This window comes from Lachnoclostridium phytofermentans (assembly GCF_000733755.1).
In the GTDB taxonomy this organism is placed as follows: Bacteria; Bacillota; Clostridia; order Lachnospirales; family Lachnospiraceae; genus Lachnoclostridium; species Lachnoclostridium phytofermentans_A.
In genome coordinates this window covers 226,609-242,371 of the sequence record NZ_JPOF01000008.1, presented here as the reverse complement: position 1 = coordinate 242,371, position 15,763 = coordinate 226,609, and the positions used below count along the sequence as shown (strand labels likewise).

Sequence of the window (15,763 nt, the reverse complement as noted above, 5' to 3'; positions counted from 1 at the left end):
GTGTAAAATAAAGAAACTGCACCTAGCAAACAAGAAAAAGTATGCTTCACAAATATTATCTTGTTATGAAAATGAAATCAAAAGATGAAAGGAGAATTATGCAGTATATTATATCCTTTTTAGAAGGTATTATCACTTTTATTTCCCCATGTTTACTACCTATGTTGCCGCTTTATCTTACTTATATCGCAGGGCAACCTGATACTCGGACCAAATACGGTACCCTAAAAAACGCCCTTTTGTTTATCTCCGGTTTTTCCACAACATTTGTCCTTATGGGAGCATTTGCTGGAACACTCGGTAGGTTTCTTATCCGATACCAAGGAGCAATTAATATTATATCGGGAGTGTTTTTGATTTTACTTGGACTTAGCTTTTTAGGAATTGTAAAAATTCCGTTCTTTCGTGGAATGAGTAATCATAAGCTATCTAGAACTAAGAATCAATCCGTTGCTGCCTTCCTCTTTGGCATTATCTTTTCTATTGGTTGGACTCCTTGTGTAGGTGCCTTCCTTGGTTCTGCCCTTGTTATGGCTGCACAAACTGGAAGTACAGTGAAAGGCATTATAATGTTGCTTATGTATGCACTTGGTCTTGGATTACCATTTTTATTAAGTGCATTATTAATTGATCAATTAAAGTCTACCTTTGATTTCTTAAAGAGAAATTCAAGAAAAATATCCTATATCTCAGCAGGGCTATTAATACTAATGGGTATTCTGTTCTTAACTGGTGCTTATAGTGCTTTCTTTTCTTTTTTACAATAGTTTTTTAAATCTAGTATAGTAAATACCTAGATTCCTGACCATTTACATGGCAAACTTTATCGAAATTGATTCATAACTTTAAGTCTATAACTCATCAGATTATAAATATGAATTATAACAAGTTACCGCATAATTATATAAAAATAACTAAATCAAGGAGGATTTATGAAAAATAAAAAAGTACTATGGATTCTGGCTGTATTTGTTCTTCTCATTGTTGGAGCATCCGTTCTTTATCAGAATCTCTCAAAATATTATGAAGATCAGGAAGAGAAAAAAGTTGCAAGTCAACAAGATAATAATACACCGACCAAAGATCCTGAAAATAATACCGATAATTCTTTAGAACCAACTATTACAGCTATTCCAGAACCAACATTGCAACCTGCTATTGATTTTTCTATGCAGGATATCGAAGGAAATTCCGTTTCACTTAGCGACTATTATGGGAAACCAATCGTTCTAAATTTCTGGGCTAGTTGGTGTGGTCCATGTAAGAGCGAGATGCCAGAGTTTAATAAAGTTTATCTAGATTTAAAAGACGATGTGAATTTCCTCATGGTTGACATGGTAGATGGATTCCAAGAAACAATAAAGAAAGGCAGTAAATTTATAGAAGATAACGGATATGAATTTCCTGTATTTTTTGATGTAGATCAAGAAGGTGCTTATTACTATAGTGTCATTGCTATTCCTTCCACAGTTTTTATCGATAAAGATGGAAATGTAGCAAACTATTATCAGGGTGCTATCTCAGAATCCGTTCTTCGAAAGGAATTAGAAGCATTAATGGGTGAGGAATAGTTTCCAACCCTCTATAAAATTTTTATATCTCCAACCATACTATTTCTGTGGTTGGAGATTTTTTATGCCGCTTTCGTTTTTTTAGAATCTCCTAGCTTTAATGGTGACTAGCACTTTCGTTAGTTTAGATAACATCCTTTTTAAATATTTGTTCAGCACATTGATAAAGTTTAAATAATAATAGTATTCTGCTTAAGATTCTGTATAATTATGGTAGGCACTTTGTCCTTTTATTAATTCAATTACAAAGTTGTTTTCTATTATTGTGTAGTAAAAATCTCTTATAGAAAGGGTGATGTTTTATGAAGAATTTAAGTTTGTATTTAGGCGTATATGGAGGGTTTGCACATTAGAAATCCTCTAAATAATTTTTGGAGGTATGTTATGATAATAGAAAGTGTTGATATTCGTCCGTTTTGCAATAGTGATATGTGTGATTTTAAAGAAATGTTCTGCACTTACTTTAGAAATGATTTTAATATTGAAATTACAGATAGTAAGGCGGAAGCGTTATGTAGTAAAATAGCAGAGAGTTCATTATCCGAGATAGTCCCATTAGATTTGATTTTGGTTTGCGGAAAGCCTGTTGGTTTTATCAGCTATCAAATCGATCATCCTGATAGTGATTGGTGTGAACGAGAAGGATGGGGATTTCTACGAGAAATTTACATTAATCGTAGTATGAGGGGAAAAGGCCTCGGGGCAAAATTAGTTACTTATGCCGAAAAGGTACTATATAACAAAGGGGCAGAACATATTTATCTTACTTCAGATGAAGCAGGTGAATTTTGGAGTTTCTGTGGTTATAAAAAAACTGGTAAGGTCAGCACCATAAATCATGACCCCATCTATGAAAAATAGAATTAATTATTACCTTCTATAAAATCTACCTTATCAAATCATAGCTACAACTATGAAGTGAATACTTTCGTTAGTTTTTGTCTAACAAAAAGGGTCAATTCATTAGATGGTTGTTATATGATACCTAGATTCACCAAAACACTATGGGAATTTATCATCCCATAGTGTTTTGGTTGAAAATTTTAATTTATGAAAATAAATAAAAATTACTTAGCTTTTAATTTCCCTATCTCATAATTTCTTATCTATAATTTCATTCTCTATTATTTATTAATCGCCGCTTCTACTTCCGACACCATAACCTGCATGGAGTTAATACCACCACTCGATAAGTACCAGCATTCGGCATCAAGAGTAATGATAGCATTATTTTTCGCAGCTTTTGTTCCTAATACTAACTCATTATCAAGAGTCTTATCAGCCGTTGTTGAGCCACCTGCAATCACAGTACGGTCTAATACAAATAGGATATCAGGATCTACTTTAGCAAGATACTCATAACTAGCTTCCATACCATGCTTGGAAACTTCAATTGTTTCATCTGCTGGCTTAACTTCAAGGACATCATGGATAATCCCAAAGCGAGAGCCAAGACCGTATGCGCTTAAGGAACCATCGTTCGTCATAATAATCAAGCCTTTTTTATCACTACTGTTTGTAATCTTCTTCACTTCTTCGACCTTATTCATAATCCCGTCAATTGCAGTCTTAGCTTCCTCTTCTTTTCCAATCGCCTTTGCAATATTTTCGGTGTTACGTTTAAAATCCTCCATGTAAGAATCTGCATTAAGCTCAACATAAATAGTTGGAGCAATCTCATTCAATTCTTCATAATAATCAACCTGTCTACCACCAATAATTATGACATCCGGTTCAAAAGTGAAAATAGCTTCCATATCTGGCTCGAATAGACCTCCAGCATTTACGGTATTCTCATCATATTTACTTAGATAAGTTGGTATATTTCCGTGTGGTACTGCAAGTGCACCATCAAAAGAAAGAGAATCAAGTGTATCTAATGCACCCATATCAAATACTACTACTTTCTCTGCCACTCCTTCTAAAGTTACCGTTCCGAGTGGATGAGTTAAGGAAACGCTTGTTTCTTCTACTTCAGGTGATGGTGTCACAGAAGCTGTGCTCTCCTCACCCTTATTTGAATTATCTTCCGGTGTATCTCCCTGTTTTTTAGCGCAACCAGCTAAAACACTTGTTGCCATCACTCCTAATAAAATACCTGCAAAAACCTTCTTTTTAGCGCCAGATAAGACACTCTTATGAAAATTAAATTTTCTCATTTTGCTTTATAATGTTTCTCTATAATGATAGCCCTCTTTTATTTAGACATGTCTCAGATTTAGAAATGTAGCATCCTCAATTTACTACTAAGACCATGTTCAAGTAGGAAACATTATATCCTCCTTTTCTTTCTTTATAATCAATGGGATGATAACCCATTTATTATCCATGCTTCAGTCGCACTAGCCATAGTGCTGTTGGTTTGCTTTACCTCGATGTTACTACGTAGCATTTTAAACAGGCAATTCCTCCCCCCCTGCTTACAGAAGCGGGAGACTTTCCTGATGAGGTTAAATTTTTAGGTGTAATAAAGGCAGATATTGTTTCCACCGAATTGCTCAACCTTTATTTCCATACCAAATACTTTTTCTAGCATCTGTGGTTTCATCACCTCATCACTAGGTCCATTCGCGACAATTTCTCCATCCTTCATCGCAATAATGTAGTCTGCATAACAAGATACAAAGTTTATATCATGAATTACTACCATAACTGTTTTCCCAAGTTCTTTTACCATCTTGGTTAGGATTTTCATAATTTGTACGGAATGTTTCATATCAAGATTATTGAGTGGCTCATCTAAAAACACATACTCCGTATCTTGTGCTAATAACATTGCGATATACGCCATCTGGCGCTGTCCGCCACTTAATTCATCCAAGTAGCGATCCTTTAAGGCATCCATCCCCATGTAAGATATCGCCTCCGAAACTTTCTTCTCATCCTCTTTGGTTAAACGCCCTTGGCTATAAGGAAAACGTCCAAACTGTACTAGCTCATGTACCGTTAGTCGAATATTTAAGTGATTCGTTTGGCTTAAGATAGAAAGTCGTTTGGCAAGCTCTCTACTGTTCCAATCTTTTACCTCTTTCTCATCAATGTAACAATCTCCACTGCTTCGATCTAAGGTTCGCCCAATTAAGGATAAAAGTGTACTCTTTCCTGCTCCATTACTGCCTACAAAAGCAATCAGCTTATTTTTAGGTAATGTAATGGAAATGTCATCTACCACTTTTTTATTTCCATAAACTTTTGATAATCCTCTTGTCTTTATCATGATTTTCCCTCCTTTAGCACGAGATAAATAAAGTAGCATCCACCAATAAAATTAATAACAACACTAATCTGAGTCGAGTGATGCAAAATACGTTCTACAAATAGTAATCCTCCAAGTAGGGCAAGTGCTCCTAATAATACCGCAATCGGAACTCTGATTTCATGGCGATACGTAGAAACTAAATTCCTAGCTATACTAACAACTAAGATACCAAGAAAGGTTATTGGCCCGACGAGTGCTGTAGAAACTGCTGTTAAAATTGCAATATACATTAATGTTCTAAATACTGTTCTTCGGTAGGGAACACCCAAACTGATTGCTTGTGCTTGACCAAGTCCTAGCGCATTCAGTTTTGAGAAATCTCTTCTTGCCAAGAAAGCAATTACAGCCACAATCACAATACTGATTGACAATAAATCCGTATTCATCTGATTAAAGCTAGCAAACATCTTCCCTTGAACAAGCGAAAATTCATTTGGATCCATTAATACCTGCATAAAAGAAGCCAGCCCGGAAAATAAACCTCCGAAAATAGTCCCAGCTAGTACCATAAAATAAAGATTTTTGCTGTTTCCTTTAAACATACCAAAAAAAAGAAAGAAGGAGCAAAGTACCATTAATCCAATCGATAATAAGTAATTAGGAAGACCTGTTAATTTACTGACACCCGCATTACCAAAGAAAAATACAATGATTGTTTGTAAGAATAAGTACAAGGAATCCAGACCAATGATACTTGGAGTTAAAATCTTGTTGTTCGTAATCGTCTGAAAGGATACCGAAGAGTATCCAACACAATAACTTGCTAAAAATACTGCTAATACTTTACGTAATCTTCTCGGGAAAAAATAATTGATATTCTTCCCTGTTAAACCTAAGAAAAGAAAAAGGGAAGTAAGTATTGCAACAATTAAGATTAAAATCAAGATACTCCTTTTCTCTTTAGATAATGACTTAACTCTCATACGGTACCTCCCTCCTTATTCTTTTGAAATAACAGGAATAAAAAGATTGCTCCACCTAAGACGCTAACAATTACACTTACAGAAACCTCATAAGGGTAAACGATAATTCTGCTTAAAATATCACAGAATAATAAGAAGATTCCACCAAGCAAGGCAGTATCGAATAAGGTATGCTTTAAGTCATCACCAAAATAAATTGAGATAATGTTTGGAATAATTAGACCTAAGAAGGCGATACTCCCCACGGATACCGTAATAATAGAAGCAAGGAATGCTACTATTACAAACCCAACAATTGTGATAAACTTATAATTTAGCCCTAGGTTCTTTGCAAAACTCTCACCCATCCCAGCAATCGTAAACTTTTTCGCATAGAGATAAGCTAAAATAACGAATGGAATTCCTAAATAAAGCAATTCATATCTTCCTTTTACCACCAAAGAGAAGTTTCCTTGTAACCAGGATGATATGTTTTGTACCAAATCATATTGAAACGCTACATAGGCAGTGAGTGAACTGACCACATTACCTAGCATCAATCCAATCAAGGGTACCATCACGGGACTTTTCAATGGAATTCTTTGAAGAAGCTGTACAAATAAAAGGCTTCCGAGTAATGCGATAATAAATGCAAACATCATTTTCATCATCATTGACTGTCCACCAAAAAATAAGATGGATAATAAGATACCAAACTTACACCATTCCATCGTTCCTGCCGTCGTTGGTGAAACAAATCGATTCCCCGTCATCGTCTGCATGATTTTACCGGAGATACTAAGACCGGCTCCTGTTACCAAGACTGCTAAAAGTCTGGGTATTCGACTATAGATTAACAATTGATTATCCGCAGATCCTATTACCAACGCTTTTTTAAGGGAAAAATCTTGTGCTCCAAGCATGACAGAAATAATGGATGCAATTATTAATATAATGATAAAAACATTTCTTTTCTTCACTGCTTTTCTCCTGACGTTCTTGTTCTTCATTGATTGTTGGAAGTATAGCAAGGAAATTATTCTGGTTGAATGGACAATTTTTAATCTATGGACAAATCTTAAAAATTATGATAAACTAAAATCACTCAAATGATAATGACTTTCATTATTAGAAGCACTTAGAACTTTTTTAGAAAGGATTTTACTATGATAGAGAAAATGCGTGGCATTTCATCACTATTTCAAAACCAGGCATTAAAAAATATTAACTTGATTCAGGTTACAGTAACTAGTACAGAAGCACTTCATTGCAAATTTTCACAGGGTGGATTTTTGTTTCCGATAAAAGGTCGCGCACAATTAACCATCGATGAACAATCCACAACTTATCTTACCTCGAGTTATGTGCAACATATAGAAAGCGGAAGCTCTCTCCACCTTTTTTCATTGGATCAGGTGGATTTTGAATTTTTATTACTCTCCTATACGATTGGTAACTCTACCATGTCTTCCAAAGAGTGTATTCCTAATTCGTTTCACATTAAGTTATTGGAAGCGAAAAAAACTCATACTATGTTAAAAAAAATGATGGAACGGATCACATCAAACCATCATTACCATACCTTGACCTTAGAATTAGAGATGCGTAAACTTTTGAATACTGTCTTTCATCAACCAGATACATCAGAGCAGCAATTTATCGAAAGCTTATGTAATTATATGAAAGAAAAACTCCCTACTACAATCACCTTGAAAGAGTTAGCGACTTACTTTGGGAAGGCTCCTGCACAGTTATCTCATCTGTTTTATAAACACCTAGGAATTCGACCGATTGAATACCTTATCCAACTAAGACTAGAAAAAGCCACCGAGCTTTTAAAGCAAGGTGACTCTGTTCAACTAGCTGCCGCAAAGGTTGGATATGACGATGCCTTATACTTTAGTCGATTATATAAAAAATATTATCATATTCGTCCAAGTGAGGTGAGAGCTTATCATAAAGAAGTTTGCTGATTATCTCCACCAGTCAGGAACCTCTCTTTTGGTATATTGTTTTAAATGCCCTTTGTATTGAATGAAAAATTGACGATATGCTTCAATTAAATTAAGATTTTTTAATTCCTCTGGAACGCACTTAACAAAAGGTAGTAAACCTTTCGAATTATCTACGGGAACTGGTAGATTCCTAATAAGCTCTACTGATTTATGTTGTTTTCCTGCATAACGATAACTATATTCCTCCCCTAGTTTAATTGTATATTCCTGAAGCCATAACCAGTTTTCCTTAGAGCTATAAGCCCATATTGTACAAGGATGCATAAGATGAGTTGCTTTATATAACTTTAAACCATCCATTGGAAACTCCAGTGCATAAAATGCAGCACACAACATCTGCGCAGATTCTACCGGCATTTTAACAATATGCTTATCAGGGAGATACTGTATACTTTTATTAAGATCCTCATCTAGAATAAATAAGTTCATGGAAACCTCGATCTATTGTGCCATTGTAAAAAAAGTCTCCTACAAAAGCACATTTAAGAAATTATAAATAGAAGTTTGATAAACCAACTTCTATTAAGTTATACTTGACATTAACGAAATATCTTGCTATAGTAACGATGGAATCAAAAGGAAATGCGTTTAGGGTGTATACTTAAAATCGATTTTCTCTACTGTGCACTCCATTGATTACATAGAAAATAACAACCGTATATTGTATTGCTAGGGGAGCCTCATTGGCTGAGAAGTAGACTTATCTACTGACCCTTATTACTTGATCCAGTTAGTACTGGCGTAAGGAAGCACCAAACGTCCTCCGAAGCAATCACAATTTACCGTGAAACTTAAGGAGGTTTTTTTATGCGCGATTTATTCATTACATCCGTCGATGGTGAATACGGTTTAACAACTCTTAGTTATGTGTTACTCATTGTATTACTTTTCACCTTGGTAATCGTCGCTGCTTTATTCGCTAAAAATAAAAATACAAAGAAAATACCAACAAAGCAATTAGTTTTTTGTGCTATAGCAATGGCATTAGCACTTGTGACTTCTTACCTTGAAGTATATTCTTTTCCATTTGGTGGCTCTGTTACCTTATTTAGTATGCTATTTATATGTTTAATTGGTTATCTTTATGGTGCAAAGACAAGTATTATTGTAGCAGTTGCTTACGGTATCCTACAGTTTATAATAAAACCATATATTTATCACCCTGCTCAGGTTCTTGTAGACTATCCTCTTGCCTTTGGTGCCCTTGGATTATCTGGTCTCTTCTGCAAAAGCAAGAACGGATTGTTAAAAGGTTATCTTGTTGGTATTACAGGAAGGTGGATATTTGCAACGTTATCCGGATACATTTTCTTTGGTGCATACGCTTGGGAGGGTTGGAATCCACTCCTATACTCTATTGTTTATAATGGAGCTTATATCTATGCTGAGGGTATTGCGACTATGGCAATCCTATCTCTTCCTATGGTGAAGAATGCATTTGAGCAAGTAAAAAAGATGTCACTTCAAGATTAGCTCTTTTCTACATTTAAATCTTTTTATAGTTAGCTGTCCTAATAAGATTTTAGGACAGCTTTTTTATATTAAGTGTTTAACTCTCACCATTTTTCTCAATGATAAACTATAAAATTTCGATACCATCTTGTACAATTCCCTTACACAATTTCGTTTTTGATTGAAACTTTTTTCCAGGTATTCTCGTCTAATCTCTATAGGTAGAGGTCGGACTATCCCCATACATAATATTCGACTATCTTGAACTCGAATGAAAGAAAGGAAAGGTTGTTAATGACATGAAGCAAAAGACTCTATTATTACTCTCCCTCTTGTTTACTACTTTATTAGCTTCCTGTTCTCGTACAAAGGATATTAGTTTGACGGCAATTCAGGTAGCAGATATAAAGTCCATCACCTTATTGTCCCTACTGCCTGGTGATATTATACGGATTGATGATACGAAGGACTTAAATCAACTCATAACAACACTACAGAGTCTTCCTCTTCATCAAAAAATTTTAAATCCTATGAATTTTGATGAGAGTTTAGTCCAGTATACTTTACAAAGCAATGACGACATAGAAATTACCATTTCCATTCAATCACCATATGTTTGCATTAATGATATCTGGTACTTAAGTGACTTTACTTTATGCGAACAGTTAAAAGAGAAGGCTAATGAGTTATTCCATTAGTCTTCTCTTTCTTATTGGTTTCGGTATTTTTAGTTGCAATTTTATAAATTCATTTTATGTGATAATCTTTTCAATAACTTAGTAAAATACTGAATACTAGGCCCCGCTGTTAAAGCGGTAATTAGGGTAATCATACCTAGTTTACCTCCAAGTAAGAAGCCTAGTATAATCAGAATGAAATCAAAGCATATTTTAGTTTTTCCAAATCCCCATGGAAGATGGTCATTGATTGTCATTACCAGACCAGTAAAGGGATCCAAACCGATGTCTACCGTAATATAGATGGATACGCCCACGTAGATTAATAAGCATCCAATAAAAGCTCCGATTCCTCGGTTAAGTACTGTATCGGTAACAAATATCTTAGGAAATAAAAAGGTACCAAGATTAACAAAAGTACCAAACGGCAGAATATACACTGCTGTACCAATATTCACATAATGTCTTCCGATAAAAAATAGTAAAATAATGATGGCATAATTTACAACATTCGATATCAACCCAAGTCGTGTAACTGGTAGGGAAAGAGCATTTCTAACACCATCATAAAGTAAGGCAATAGGATCATTTCCGAACAAAGACGAAGCATTAAACCCGACCCCAACTCCAATAAATAAAATTCCTATCAAAGCGAGCACTAATTTAATCAAGAAATTTTTTTTCATGTGTCATCCTTTCTAGCCTAGGTAATCATCATATTTCATGAATTTTACACTACGTTAGCATTCCATTCATTTTTCGTTTCGTGCAAGTTCTTCTCACATTACTCTAATCCCATGTTTTCCAGATTTCCGGGCAAAAGCCTACGGTTGCCTTAGAACCATTACGTACTATCGGGGTTTTGTAAATTTTTGGCATCTCCATAAGTTTTTCCACTTGATCTTCAGAGGATAGATACTGAATCATGTAATAATCTTTTGCAGACTTATCAATGATAGCTTCAAATCCACCAAGAGCATTACATACACTATGAAACTCGCCCTTACTTAATCCTTTGCTTAAGATATCAACCGATTGGTACTTTACTCCTCTTTCTTTAAAATATCTTTCGGCCTTTTTCGTATCAAAACATTTTGACTTGCCAAATATCTGTATATTCATATAAAAGCTTTTCCTTTCTACAATGATAATTATAATAACTATGATAACGAGAATTCTTTTACTTTCTCCTTATAAAATTAGTAATATTTTACATGACATAGCTTTTTTCCTATTGTATAATAGATTTAGTATAACTAACTATACAGAATCTAACCTTGTTTGTCTATGTTGTTTTTCGGGGAGGGGGTTAATATGACGGATACTATTTGCAATAAATGCCATAAAAACCATATCGTACAATCACAGGGATTGTGTTTTTCCTGTTATCATTCGAAAGAGAAAACTACTTATGAGACAATGGTACAAAACTCAAGAAAAATATTATATTATACTATTTCCACAATAATTATTTATCTTCTCAGTGTCGTCCCAACTATTTTACTCTATACACTGATAACCAATCGTTACCATTTAAATACCAGCATAACTTTAACTTATGGTATCACCTTATCTTATTTACTGCCGTATTCACTTATCAAATGTAATCTAGTCTATAAACTATGGCATCTACGGTTTCAACAGATTATTAAGGGAATACACTTAATTCCAGAGGCTATCTCTCTTATTGTTAAAACTATTCTCTACCTTAGTTTTTTCAATAATCCAAGTATGTTTGAAGATAGACTATTCGGTGTTACAAACCTATTAAATAAAATCACCACGGGAAGAGTCCCTATTCTCTTCCTGACATTCTTTCTATGCACCACGGTAGTACTACTACTTTTACGTGTGCTTTTGCACATCATTGCTATTATTCTAAACAAGTTAAGAATGGCAAACTACAAGGACTTTTATGAAAAGAAAGATATCCTTCCAACCATTCAATTCATACATAAATTAGAAAGCGGGTATTTTTTATCACATGATTTTTTTCATATGCCCGCGGAAGATCAAGATATAGTTTCACAAAACTTACTTGCAATTTCTACAGAACCTAAAGTTACAAAGGACGCAGAAGAAATTTTCCAAGAATTAAACTCTTATGGAACTGATCAATCACTTCTTCATGCGCTCTCTGAGAAATTAACCTCAAACAATCAAACGTTATTTTTAACACAAGAGGAGAGTCTTATTTATTATGCTTATATAAAAGACAAGCTAACCAGGTGGAAAGATGAACACAGTGCTATCGAGGGGCATCTTGAATCGGAATTACTTTCCGAAACGGTGGAACACTACGAAAGTATCCAATCACTTTATACGCAATGTAAAATAGAAAGTAAGACGTTCTTCGAATTATCACAACGCTATGAAACAGAATTCAATCTTCCGCTAAAAAAACTTTGCGATAACCGAAAACTTATCAAACATCGCATTGACCAACTTTATCATGACTGTGAAATACTACAACAGAAAATAGAAGACAATGATAGAATGAGTCAAATACTTTCCTTATTTGGCAATAAAATAAAGCATCTACCACAGATACGATTAAATCTAAATGGAAAAGTAGTGCTGTTTGATCATATCATTCTATCAAAGCAAGGGATTTTTTACATCGAACAATGTAGTTTTAAAATTCCTGATGGAACCAGTCTTCTAATAGAAAAAGATGGTAGCTTATGGATACATAATATATACGATATCTCCATGCCAGCCTTTTTACCTTTTGATGACTCTTTCCTCGGGCTACATAATGAGAGAATCTTACAGTTGGAGCAATATATGGAAGATAATATGAAAAGCAACTCAATTCCTATTATTGATTTATTTGTAACAAGCCAAACTGGGATACATTTAGAGAATTTCTCTCAAAGATTGTACCTAGGGATGAATGAAATCATTCCAACCATACGCTCCTACCATAGTAAACTTAGTGAGGATTTCCTATCTTCCTGCTACTCTTTCCTAGTGGATTCTAAAGTATCACAAAGCACTGATCCAATTCCGAATTATAGGGAACTTCTCTTCAAAGATCTAGACGATAACTTTAACCAAAAGATAGCACTTTATCACTCTACAAAACAGTTACAATCTCAGATTTGTAACTTTAAGAACTCCTTGAGTTGCTGTTTTAGGATTCCTAATTCACATTAATTACTTTAAAATTTCTAGTCTACATTAATTACTTTATGATTTCCAGTTGTCATAAATATGTAATAACTGTTAAGTTTTATATCGGATTTGTTTATAAAAACGTTTTGGACACTTCACTTAGTGCACAGAACGTTTTTTTTACGTTTATTAATAATACCAGTAAAACATAGGTATTAACTATCTATACCATCCTTAGAAATTAATACCTGTTGATTTTTGGAACAAGCATAGGTATTATAAGATGTAACAATTATGTAACATTTATTTAACAAATGCAATATTTTTGGAGGTACTTATGAAATTAACCGGAGCACTAAGGATTGCTATGACAACATCTATTTTCGTAGCAGGAATGAACTTAAGTATAGTAAAAGCAGATGCTGCATTAACAGATGAAACATCTGTCGGAGGAATGGGGCATGCTGTGGAAAGCTATTACAAGGAACGATTATCAGAATCCGGAATATCCATATCAAACATAACAACTCCGATTCTTGTTGATGGAGAACGTCTAGAAGCATTAGATCGTGTTTCTCCATATGATGGTCTCGCATTTTCTAATACGGAAGACTATGTAAACATACGAAGCAGCTGGAATACTGATTCTGATATTGTAGGGAAACTACACCGTGGAGCAATGGCTCAAGTGTTAGTAAAAGGACAAAACTGGACAAAAATCAAATCTGGTACCGTGGTAGGATACGTCTTAAATGATTATCTCGTTTATGATGACAAAGGGGCGGCTAAATTTGAGAAAGAAACAATTACAAAGAAGATAAAAGCTACTTGTGTGACATTAAATGTACGCGAACGCATGAGTACAGATGCAAAGATAAAAGTACAAATTGGACAGCATGAGCAAAAAGAAATTGTAAAGGAATATGATGATTGGTTTGAAATTCTCTTAAGTGAGAATAATGGAGTGAAAGAAACTGGTTTTGTGCACAAGGACTATGTTGATGTCACCTACCAGTATAAAAAGGCTATCAGCAAAGAAGAAGAGGAAGCGAAAATAGCTGCAGAAGAAGCTGCTAGAAAAGAGGCACTTGCACAAACACAACGCCCAAGCTATTCTTCTGGAAATTCATCTTCAGGTTCAAGCAGCTCTTCTAACTCAAACAGCTCCTCTAATTCAAACAGTTCCTCTAATTCCTCAAACTCAGGAAGTTCAGGTTCTACCAATTCAGGCTCTTCCCAAAATACAAGCCTAGGTAATAAAATTGCAAGCTTCGCTCTTCAGTTTGTTGGGAATCCATATCGTTGGGGTGGAACAAGCCTTACCAATGGAGCTGACTGTTCTGGTTTTGTATTAGCGGTCTATAAAAATTTTGGTTATAGTATTCCAAGAACGTCCCGTGAACAGGCTAGAGGTGCCGGTCGTTCTATTACACCAAGCTATAGTAATTTGCAAGCAGGAGATTTACTATTTTATGGCGATAGAAGTGGCCGTGTTAATCACGTTGCACTCTACACTGGAGATGGCCGTGTAGTGCATGCAAGTAACTATAAGGACGGAATTAAGACAAACCGTTGGAACTACAGAACTCCTCTCTATGCGAGAAGGATTATTAACTAAAGTAATGTGAGAACAGCACTAATAAATTCCCCATTTCTTACGAACTTACATTTAAAAAATCTCACGATTCCAATCCTTTCGGAATCGTGAGATTAAGCTACGTTTAGCGACATTCGTATTTCAAAGTACAATAAAAGGAGATATCCATGAAGAATAACAAAAAATTATACATTGCACTGGCTGCATTAGCATTAACGACGATAGTCACAGTAACAACTGCAATGCAGTTGCCAAAAACTCCTAAGAAGGATCTAGAAAATCAATTAAAAGAAGCAAGCACAGACATTGCTGAGAGCCGGTCACAAGAGAACTTAGCAATCGATAGTTATGTGGAGCAAGAACCAACACAGATTCCAGAAGGAAACACCTTCTTAACCATCAATACAGATAAAGAAATTAATGAGTTAATCAAAAAATACTATAAATCTCAGCTTAAAGTAGATAAAAAACTCTATGACTCTATCACTGTGGACGCTGATTCCATGGATATTAATGTAACTGCACGTAAAGTTGAGTACATCGAGTCTTATGATAATATTGTAGTTCATGTTGCAAAGGGAAATGAAGCAATTGATTTAGTAGCCTATGTAGAATATGATCTACATATTAACTCGATTGAAACCTGTGCTCCTTCGATTGATCGATTTTTCATCAAATATATCGATGGTGAACCAAAACTATACTTCGATAAGCTATACCCAAAAACTGCAGAATACTTTAATACCGTAAATGAACATGAAGAAGTCCAAGAATTGATTAAGTCAGTGGATGATAAATTCATCGCTGCTTTAAAAGCTGATGAGAAATTAAATGATTTTTATACTTCTGTAACGGAAGAAACAATAAACCTTCAAGAAAATAAGAAATAGGTTCTCTGTCTTACTTATTACTTAAAAAGAACAACTCGAATTTGCTAATAAAATATAGCTCGAGTTGTTCTTTTTAGGTTACGTTTTTATTCGTACCTAATTACATTATTGGCATCCAGCCTTGCATTCGAAAGAATCACAGTCTGTGCATTCTTTCTTTGTAGGATTTTCTTCATGAGTACCTACCATTATTTGGTCAAGAGTACAGTAGTTCTCAGTCTGAGCATGGAATTTACAGTTGTTAATAGTACAACCGATACTTTCATTCTTCATCATATTCCTC

General features: G+C 34.6%; 17 protein-coding genes and 1 riboswitch. Of the genes, 9 read left to right on the top strand and 8 right to left on the bottom strand.

Annotated elements, in window-relative coordinates; all coding sequences use genetic code 11:
- Positions 1–98 precede the first annotated feature (98 nt).
- From CC92_RS0119760 to CC92_RS0119750, 3 genes are all read left to right on the top strand, one after another.
- Entirely contained in the window at positions 99–767 is a 669-nt protein-coding gene (locus tag CC92_RS0119760; RefSeq protein ID WP_029501791.1) for a cytochrome c biogenesis CcdA family protein, read from the top strand.
- 165 nt (positions 768–932) lie between these two features.
- On the top strand, positions 933–1,571 hold the full coding sequence (locus CC92_RS0119755) for a TlpA family protein disulfide reductase (RefSeq protein ID WP_029501792.1): 639 nt from the start codon (positions 933–935) through the stop codon (positions 1,569–1,571).
- Between the two features lie 384 nt (positions 1,572–1,955).
- The gene (locus CC92_RS0119750) at positions 1,956–2,432 is read left to right on the top strand and encodes a GNAT family N-acetyltransferase (protein ID WP_029501793.1); all 477 of its coding nucleotides are present in this window, start codon (positions 1,956–1,958) and stop codon (positions 2,430–2,432) included.
- Between the two features lie 263 nt (positions 2,433–2,695).
- Here the strand turns inward: CC92_RS0119750 and CC92_RS0119745 are convergent, their stop codons facing one another.
- From CC92_RS0119745 to CC92_RS0119730, 4 genes are all read right to left on the bottom strand, one after another.
- On the bottom strand, positions 2,696–3,730 hold the full coding sequence (locus tag CC92_RS0119745) for a siderophore ABC transporter substrate-binding protein (RefSeq protein WP_051650601.1): 1,035 nt from the start codon (positions 3,728–3,730) through the stop codon (positions 2,696–2,698).
- A 299-nt stretch (positions 3,731–4,029) separates the two neighbouring features.
- Entirely contained in the window at positions 4,030–4,788 is a 759-nt protein-coding gene (locus CC92_RS0119740) for an ABC transporter ATP-binding protein (protein ID WP_029501795.1), read from the bottom strand.
- Positions 4,785–5,753 (bottom strand): iron chelate uptake ABC transporter family permease subunit, encoded by a 969-nt coding sequence (locus tag CC92_RS0119735; RefSeq protein WP_029501796.1) that lies wholly within the window; start codon positions 5,751–5,753, stop codon positions 4,785–4,787. Before CC92_RS0119735 ends, CC92_RS0119740 begins: the two co-directional genes overlap by 4 nt.
- Positions 5,750–6,712 (bottom strand): ABC transporter permease, encoded by a 963-nt coding sequence (locus tag CC92_RS0119730; RefSeq protein ID WP_029501797.1) that lies wholly within the window; start codon positions 6,710–6,712, stop codon positions 5,750–5,752. Before CC92_RS0119730 ends, CC92_RS0119735 begins: the two co-directional genes overlap by 4 nt.
- A 186-nt stretch (positions 6,713–6,898) precedes the next feature.
- Between CC92_RS0119730 and CC92_RS21960 the strand changes: the two genes are divergently transcribed.
- Positions 6,899–7,705, top strand: a complete 807-nt coding sequence (locus CC92_RS21960) for a helix-turn-helix domain-containing protein (protein WP_051650603.1) — start codon at positions 6,899–6,901, stop codon at positions 7,703–7,705.
- On the opposite strand, the gene CC92_RS21260 is transcribed toward CC92_RS21960, so the two are convergent.
- Positions 7,706–8,176, bottom strand: a complete 471-nt coding sequence (locus CC92_RS21260; RefSeq protein WP_029501799.1) for a pyrimidine dimer DNA glycosylase/endonuclease V — start codon at positions 8,174–8,176, stop codon at positions 7,706–7,708.
- A 232-nt stretch (positions 8,177–8,408) separates the two neighbouring features.
- Positions 8,409–8,512: riboswitch (TPP riboswitch) on the top strand.
- 42 nt (positions 8,513–8,554) lie between these two features.
- Between CC92_RS21260 and CC92_RS0119710 the strand changes: the two genes are divergently transcribed.
- Together CC92_RS0119710 and CC92_RS0119705 are read left to right on the top strand one after the other, a co-directional pair.
- Positions 8,555–9,220 (top strand): energy-coupled thiamine transporter ThiT, encoded by a 666-nt coding sequence (locus CC92_RS0119710; RefSeq protein WP_029501800.1) that lies wholly within the window; start codon positions 8,555–8,557, stop codon positions 9,218–9,220.
- 278 nt (positions 9,221–9,498) lie between these two features.
- A complete protein-coding gene (locus CC92_RS0119705) occupies positions 9,499–9,897 on the top strand; it encodes a hypothetical protein (protein ID WP_029501801.1) in 399 nt (132 codons plus the stop codon).
- 41 nt (positions 9,898–9,938) lie between these two features.
- Here the strand turns inward: CC92_RS0119705 and CC92_RS0119700 are convergent, their stop codons facing one another.
- Positions 9,939–10,562: a YczE/YyaS/YitT family protein gene (locus CC92_RS0119700; RefSeq protein ID WP_029501802.1), complete on the bottom strand. Its 624-nt coding sequence runs from the start codon at positions 10,560–10,562 to the stop codon at positions 9,939–9,941.
- Between the two features lie 103 nt (positions 10,563–10,665).
- Complete coding sequence (locus CC92_RS0119695; RefSeq protein WP_029501803.1) at positions 10,666–10,998, bottom strand: arsenate reductase family protein; 333 nt, start codon at positions 10,996–10,998, stop codon at positions 10,666–10,668.
- 192 nt (positions 10,999–11,190) lie between these two features.
- Between CC92_RS0119695 and CC92_RS0119690 the strand changes: the two genes are divergently transcribed.
- From CC92_RS0119690 to CC92_RS0119680, 3 genes are all read left to right on the top strand, one after another.
- Positions 11,191–13,035, top strand: coding sequence for a hypothetical protein (locus tag CC92_RS0119690; protein ID WP_029501804.1), 1,845 nt, complete (start codon positions 11,191–11,193; stop codon positions 13,033–13,035).
- A gap of 295 nt (positions 13,036–13,330) precedes the next feature.
- Positions 13,331–14,611 carry a C40 family peptidase gene (locus CC92_RS0119685; RefSeq protein WP_051650604.1) on the top strand — a complete coding sequence of 427 codons (1,281 nt, stop codon included), beginning with the start codon at positions 13,331–13,333 and terminating at the stop codon, positions 14,609–14,611.
- Between the two features lie 146 nt (positions 14,612–14,757).
- Positions 14,758–15,480 (top strand): hypothetical protein, encoded by a 723-nt coding sequence (locus CC92_RS0119680; protein WP_029501806.1) that lies wholly within the window; start codon positions 14,758–14,760, stop codon positions 15,478–15,480.
- A 105-nt stretch (positions 15,481–15,585) separates the two neighbouring features.
- Here the strand turns inward: CC92_RS0119680 and CC92_RS22335 are convergent, their stop codons facing one another.
- Positions 15,586–15,756 carry a DUF1540 domain-containing protein gene (locus tag CC92_RS22335; protein ID WP_081841767.1) on the bottom strand — a complete coding sequence of 57 codons (171 nt, stop codon included), beginning with the start codon at positions 15,754–15,756 and terminating at the stop codon, positions 15,586–15,588.
- Positions 15,757–15,763 lie beyond the last annotated feature (7 nt).

Excerpts from the sequence above, each read along its gene's own strand:
- CC92_RS0119705 (WP_029501801.1), top strand. The coding sequence starts at position 9,499 with ATGAAGCAAAAGACTCTATTATTACTCTCCCTCTTGTTTACTACTTTA.
- CC92_RS22335 (WP_081841767.1), bottom strand. The coding sequence starts at position 15,756 with ATGATGAAGAATGAAAGTATCGGTTGTACTATTAACAACTGTAAATTC.
- CC92_RS0119685 (WP_051650604.1), top strand. The coding sequence starts at position 13,331 with ATGAAATTAACCGGAGCACTAAGGATTGCTATGACAACATCTATTTTC.
- CC92_RS0119690 (WP_029501804.1), top strand. The coding sequence starts at position 11,191 with ATGACGGATACTATTTGCAATAAATGCCATAAAAACCATATCGTACAA.
- CC92_RS0119695 (WP_029501803.1), bottom strand. The coding sequence starts at position 10,998 with ATGAATATACAGATATTTGGCAAGTCAAAATGTTTTGATACGAAAAAG.
- CC92_RS0119740 (WP_029501795.1), bottom strand. The coding sequence starts at position 4,788 with ATGATAAAGACAAGAGGATTATCAAAAGTTTATGGAAATAAAAAAGTG.
- CC92_RS21960 (WP_051650603.1), top strand. The coding sequence starts at position 6,899 with ATGATAGAGAAAATGCGTGGCATTTCATCACTATTTCAAAACCAGGCA.
- CC92_RS0119710 (WP_029501800.1), top strand. The coding sequence starts at position 8,555 with ATGCGCGATTTATTCATTACATCCGTCGATGGTGAATACGGTTTAACA.
- CC92_RS0119680 (WP_029501806.1), top strand. The coding sequence starts at position 14,758 with ATGAAGAATAACAAAAAATTATACATTGCACTGGCTGCATTAGCATTA.
- CC92_RS21260 (WP_029501799.1), bottom strand. The coding sequence starts at position 8,176 with ATGAACTTATTTATTCTAGATGAGGATCTTAATAAAAGTATACAGTAT.
- CC92_RS0119745 (WP_051650601.1), bottom strand. The coding sequence starts at position 3,730 with ATGAGAAAATTTAATTTTCATAAGAGTGTCTTATCTGGCGCTAAAAAG.
- CC92_RS0119755 (WP_029501792.1), top strand. The coding sequence starts at position 933 with ATGAAAAATAAAAAAGTACTATGGATTCTGGCTGTATTTGTTCTTCTC.
- CC92_RS0119750 (WP_029501793.1), top strand. The coding sequence starts at position 1,956 with ATGATAATAGAAAGTGTTGATATTCGTCCGTTTTGCAATAGTGATATG.
- CC92_RS0119700 (WP_029501802.1), bottom strand. The coding sequence starts at position 10,562 with ATGAAAAAAAATTTCTTGATTAAATTAGTGCTCGCTTTGATAGGAATT.
- CC92_RS0119760 (WP_029501791.1), top strand. The coding sequence starts at position 99 with ATGCAGTATATTATATCCTTTTTAGAAGGTATTATCACTTTTATTTCC.
- CC92_RS0119735 (WP_029501796.1), bottom strand. The coding sequence starts at position 5,753 with ATGAGAGTTAAGTCATTATCTAAAGAGAAAAGGAGTATCTTGATTTTA.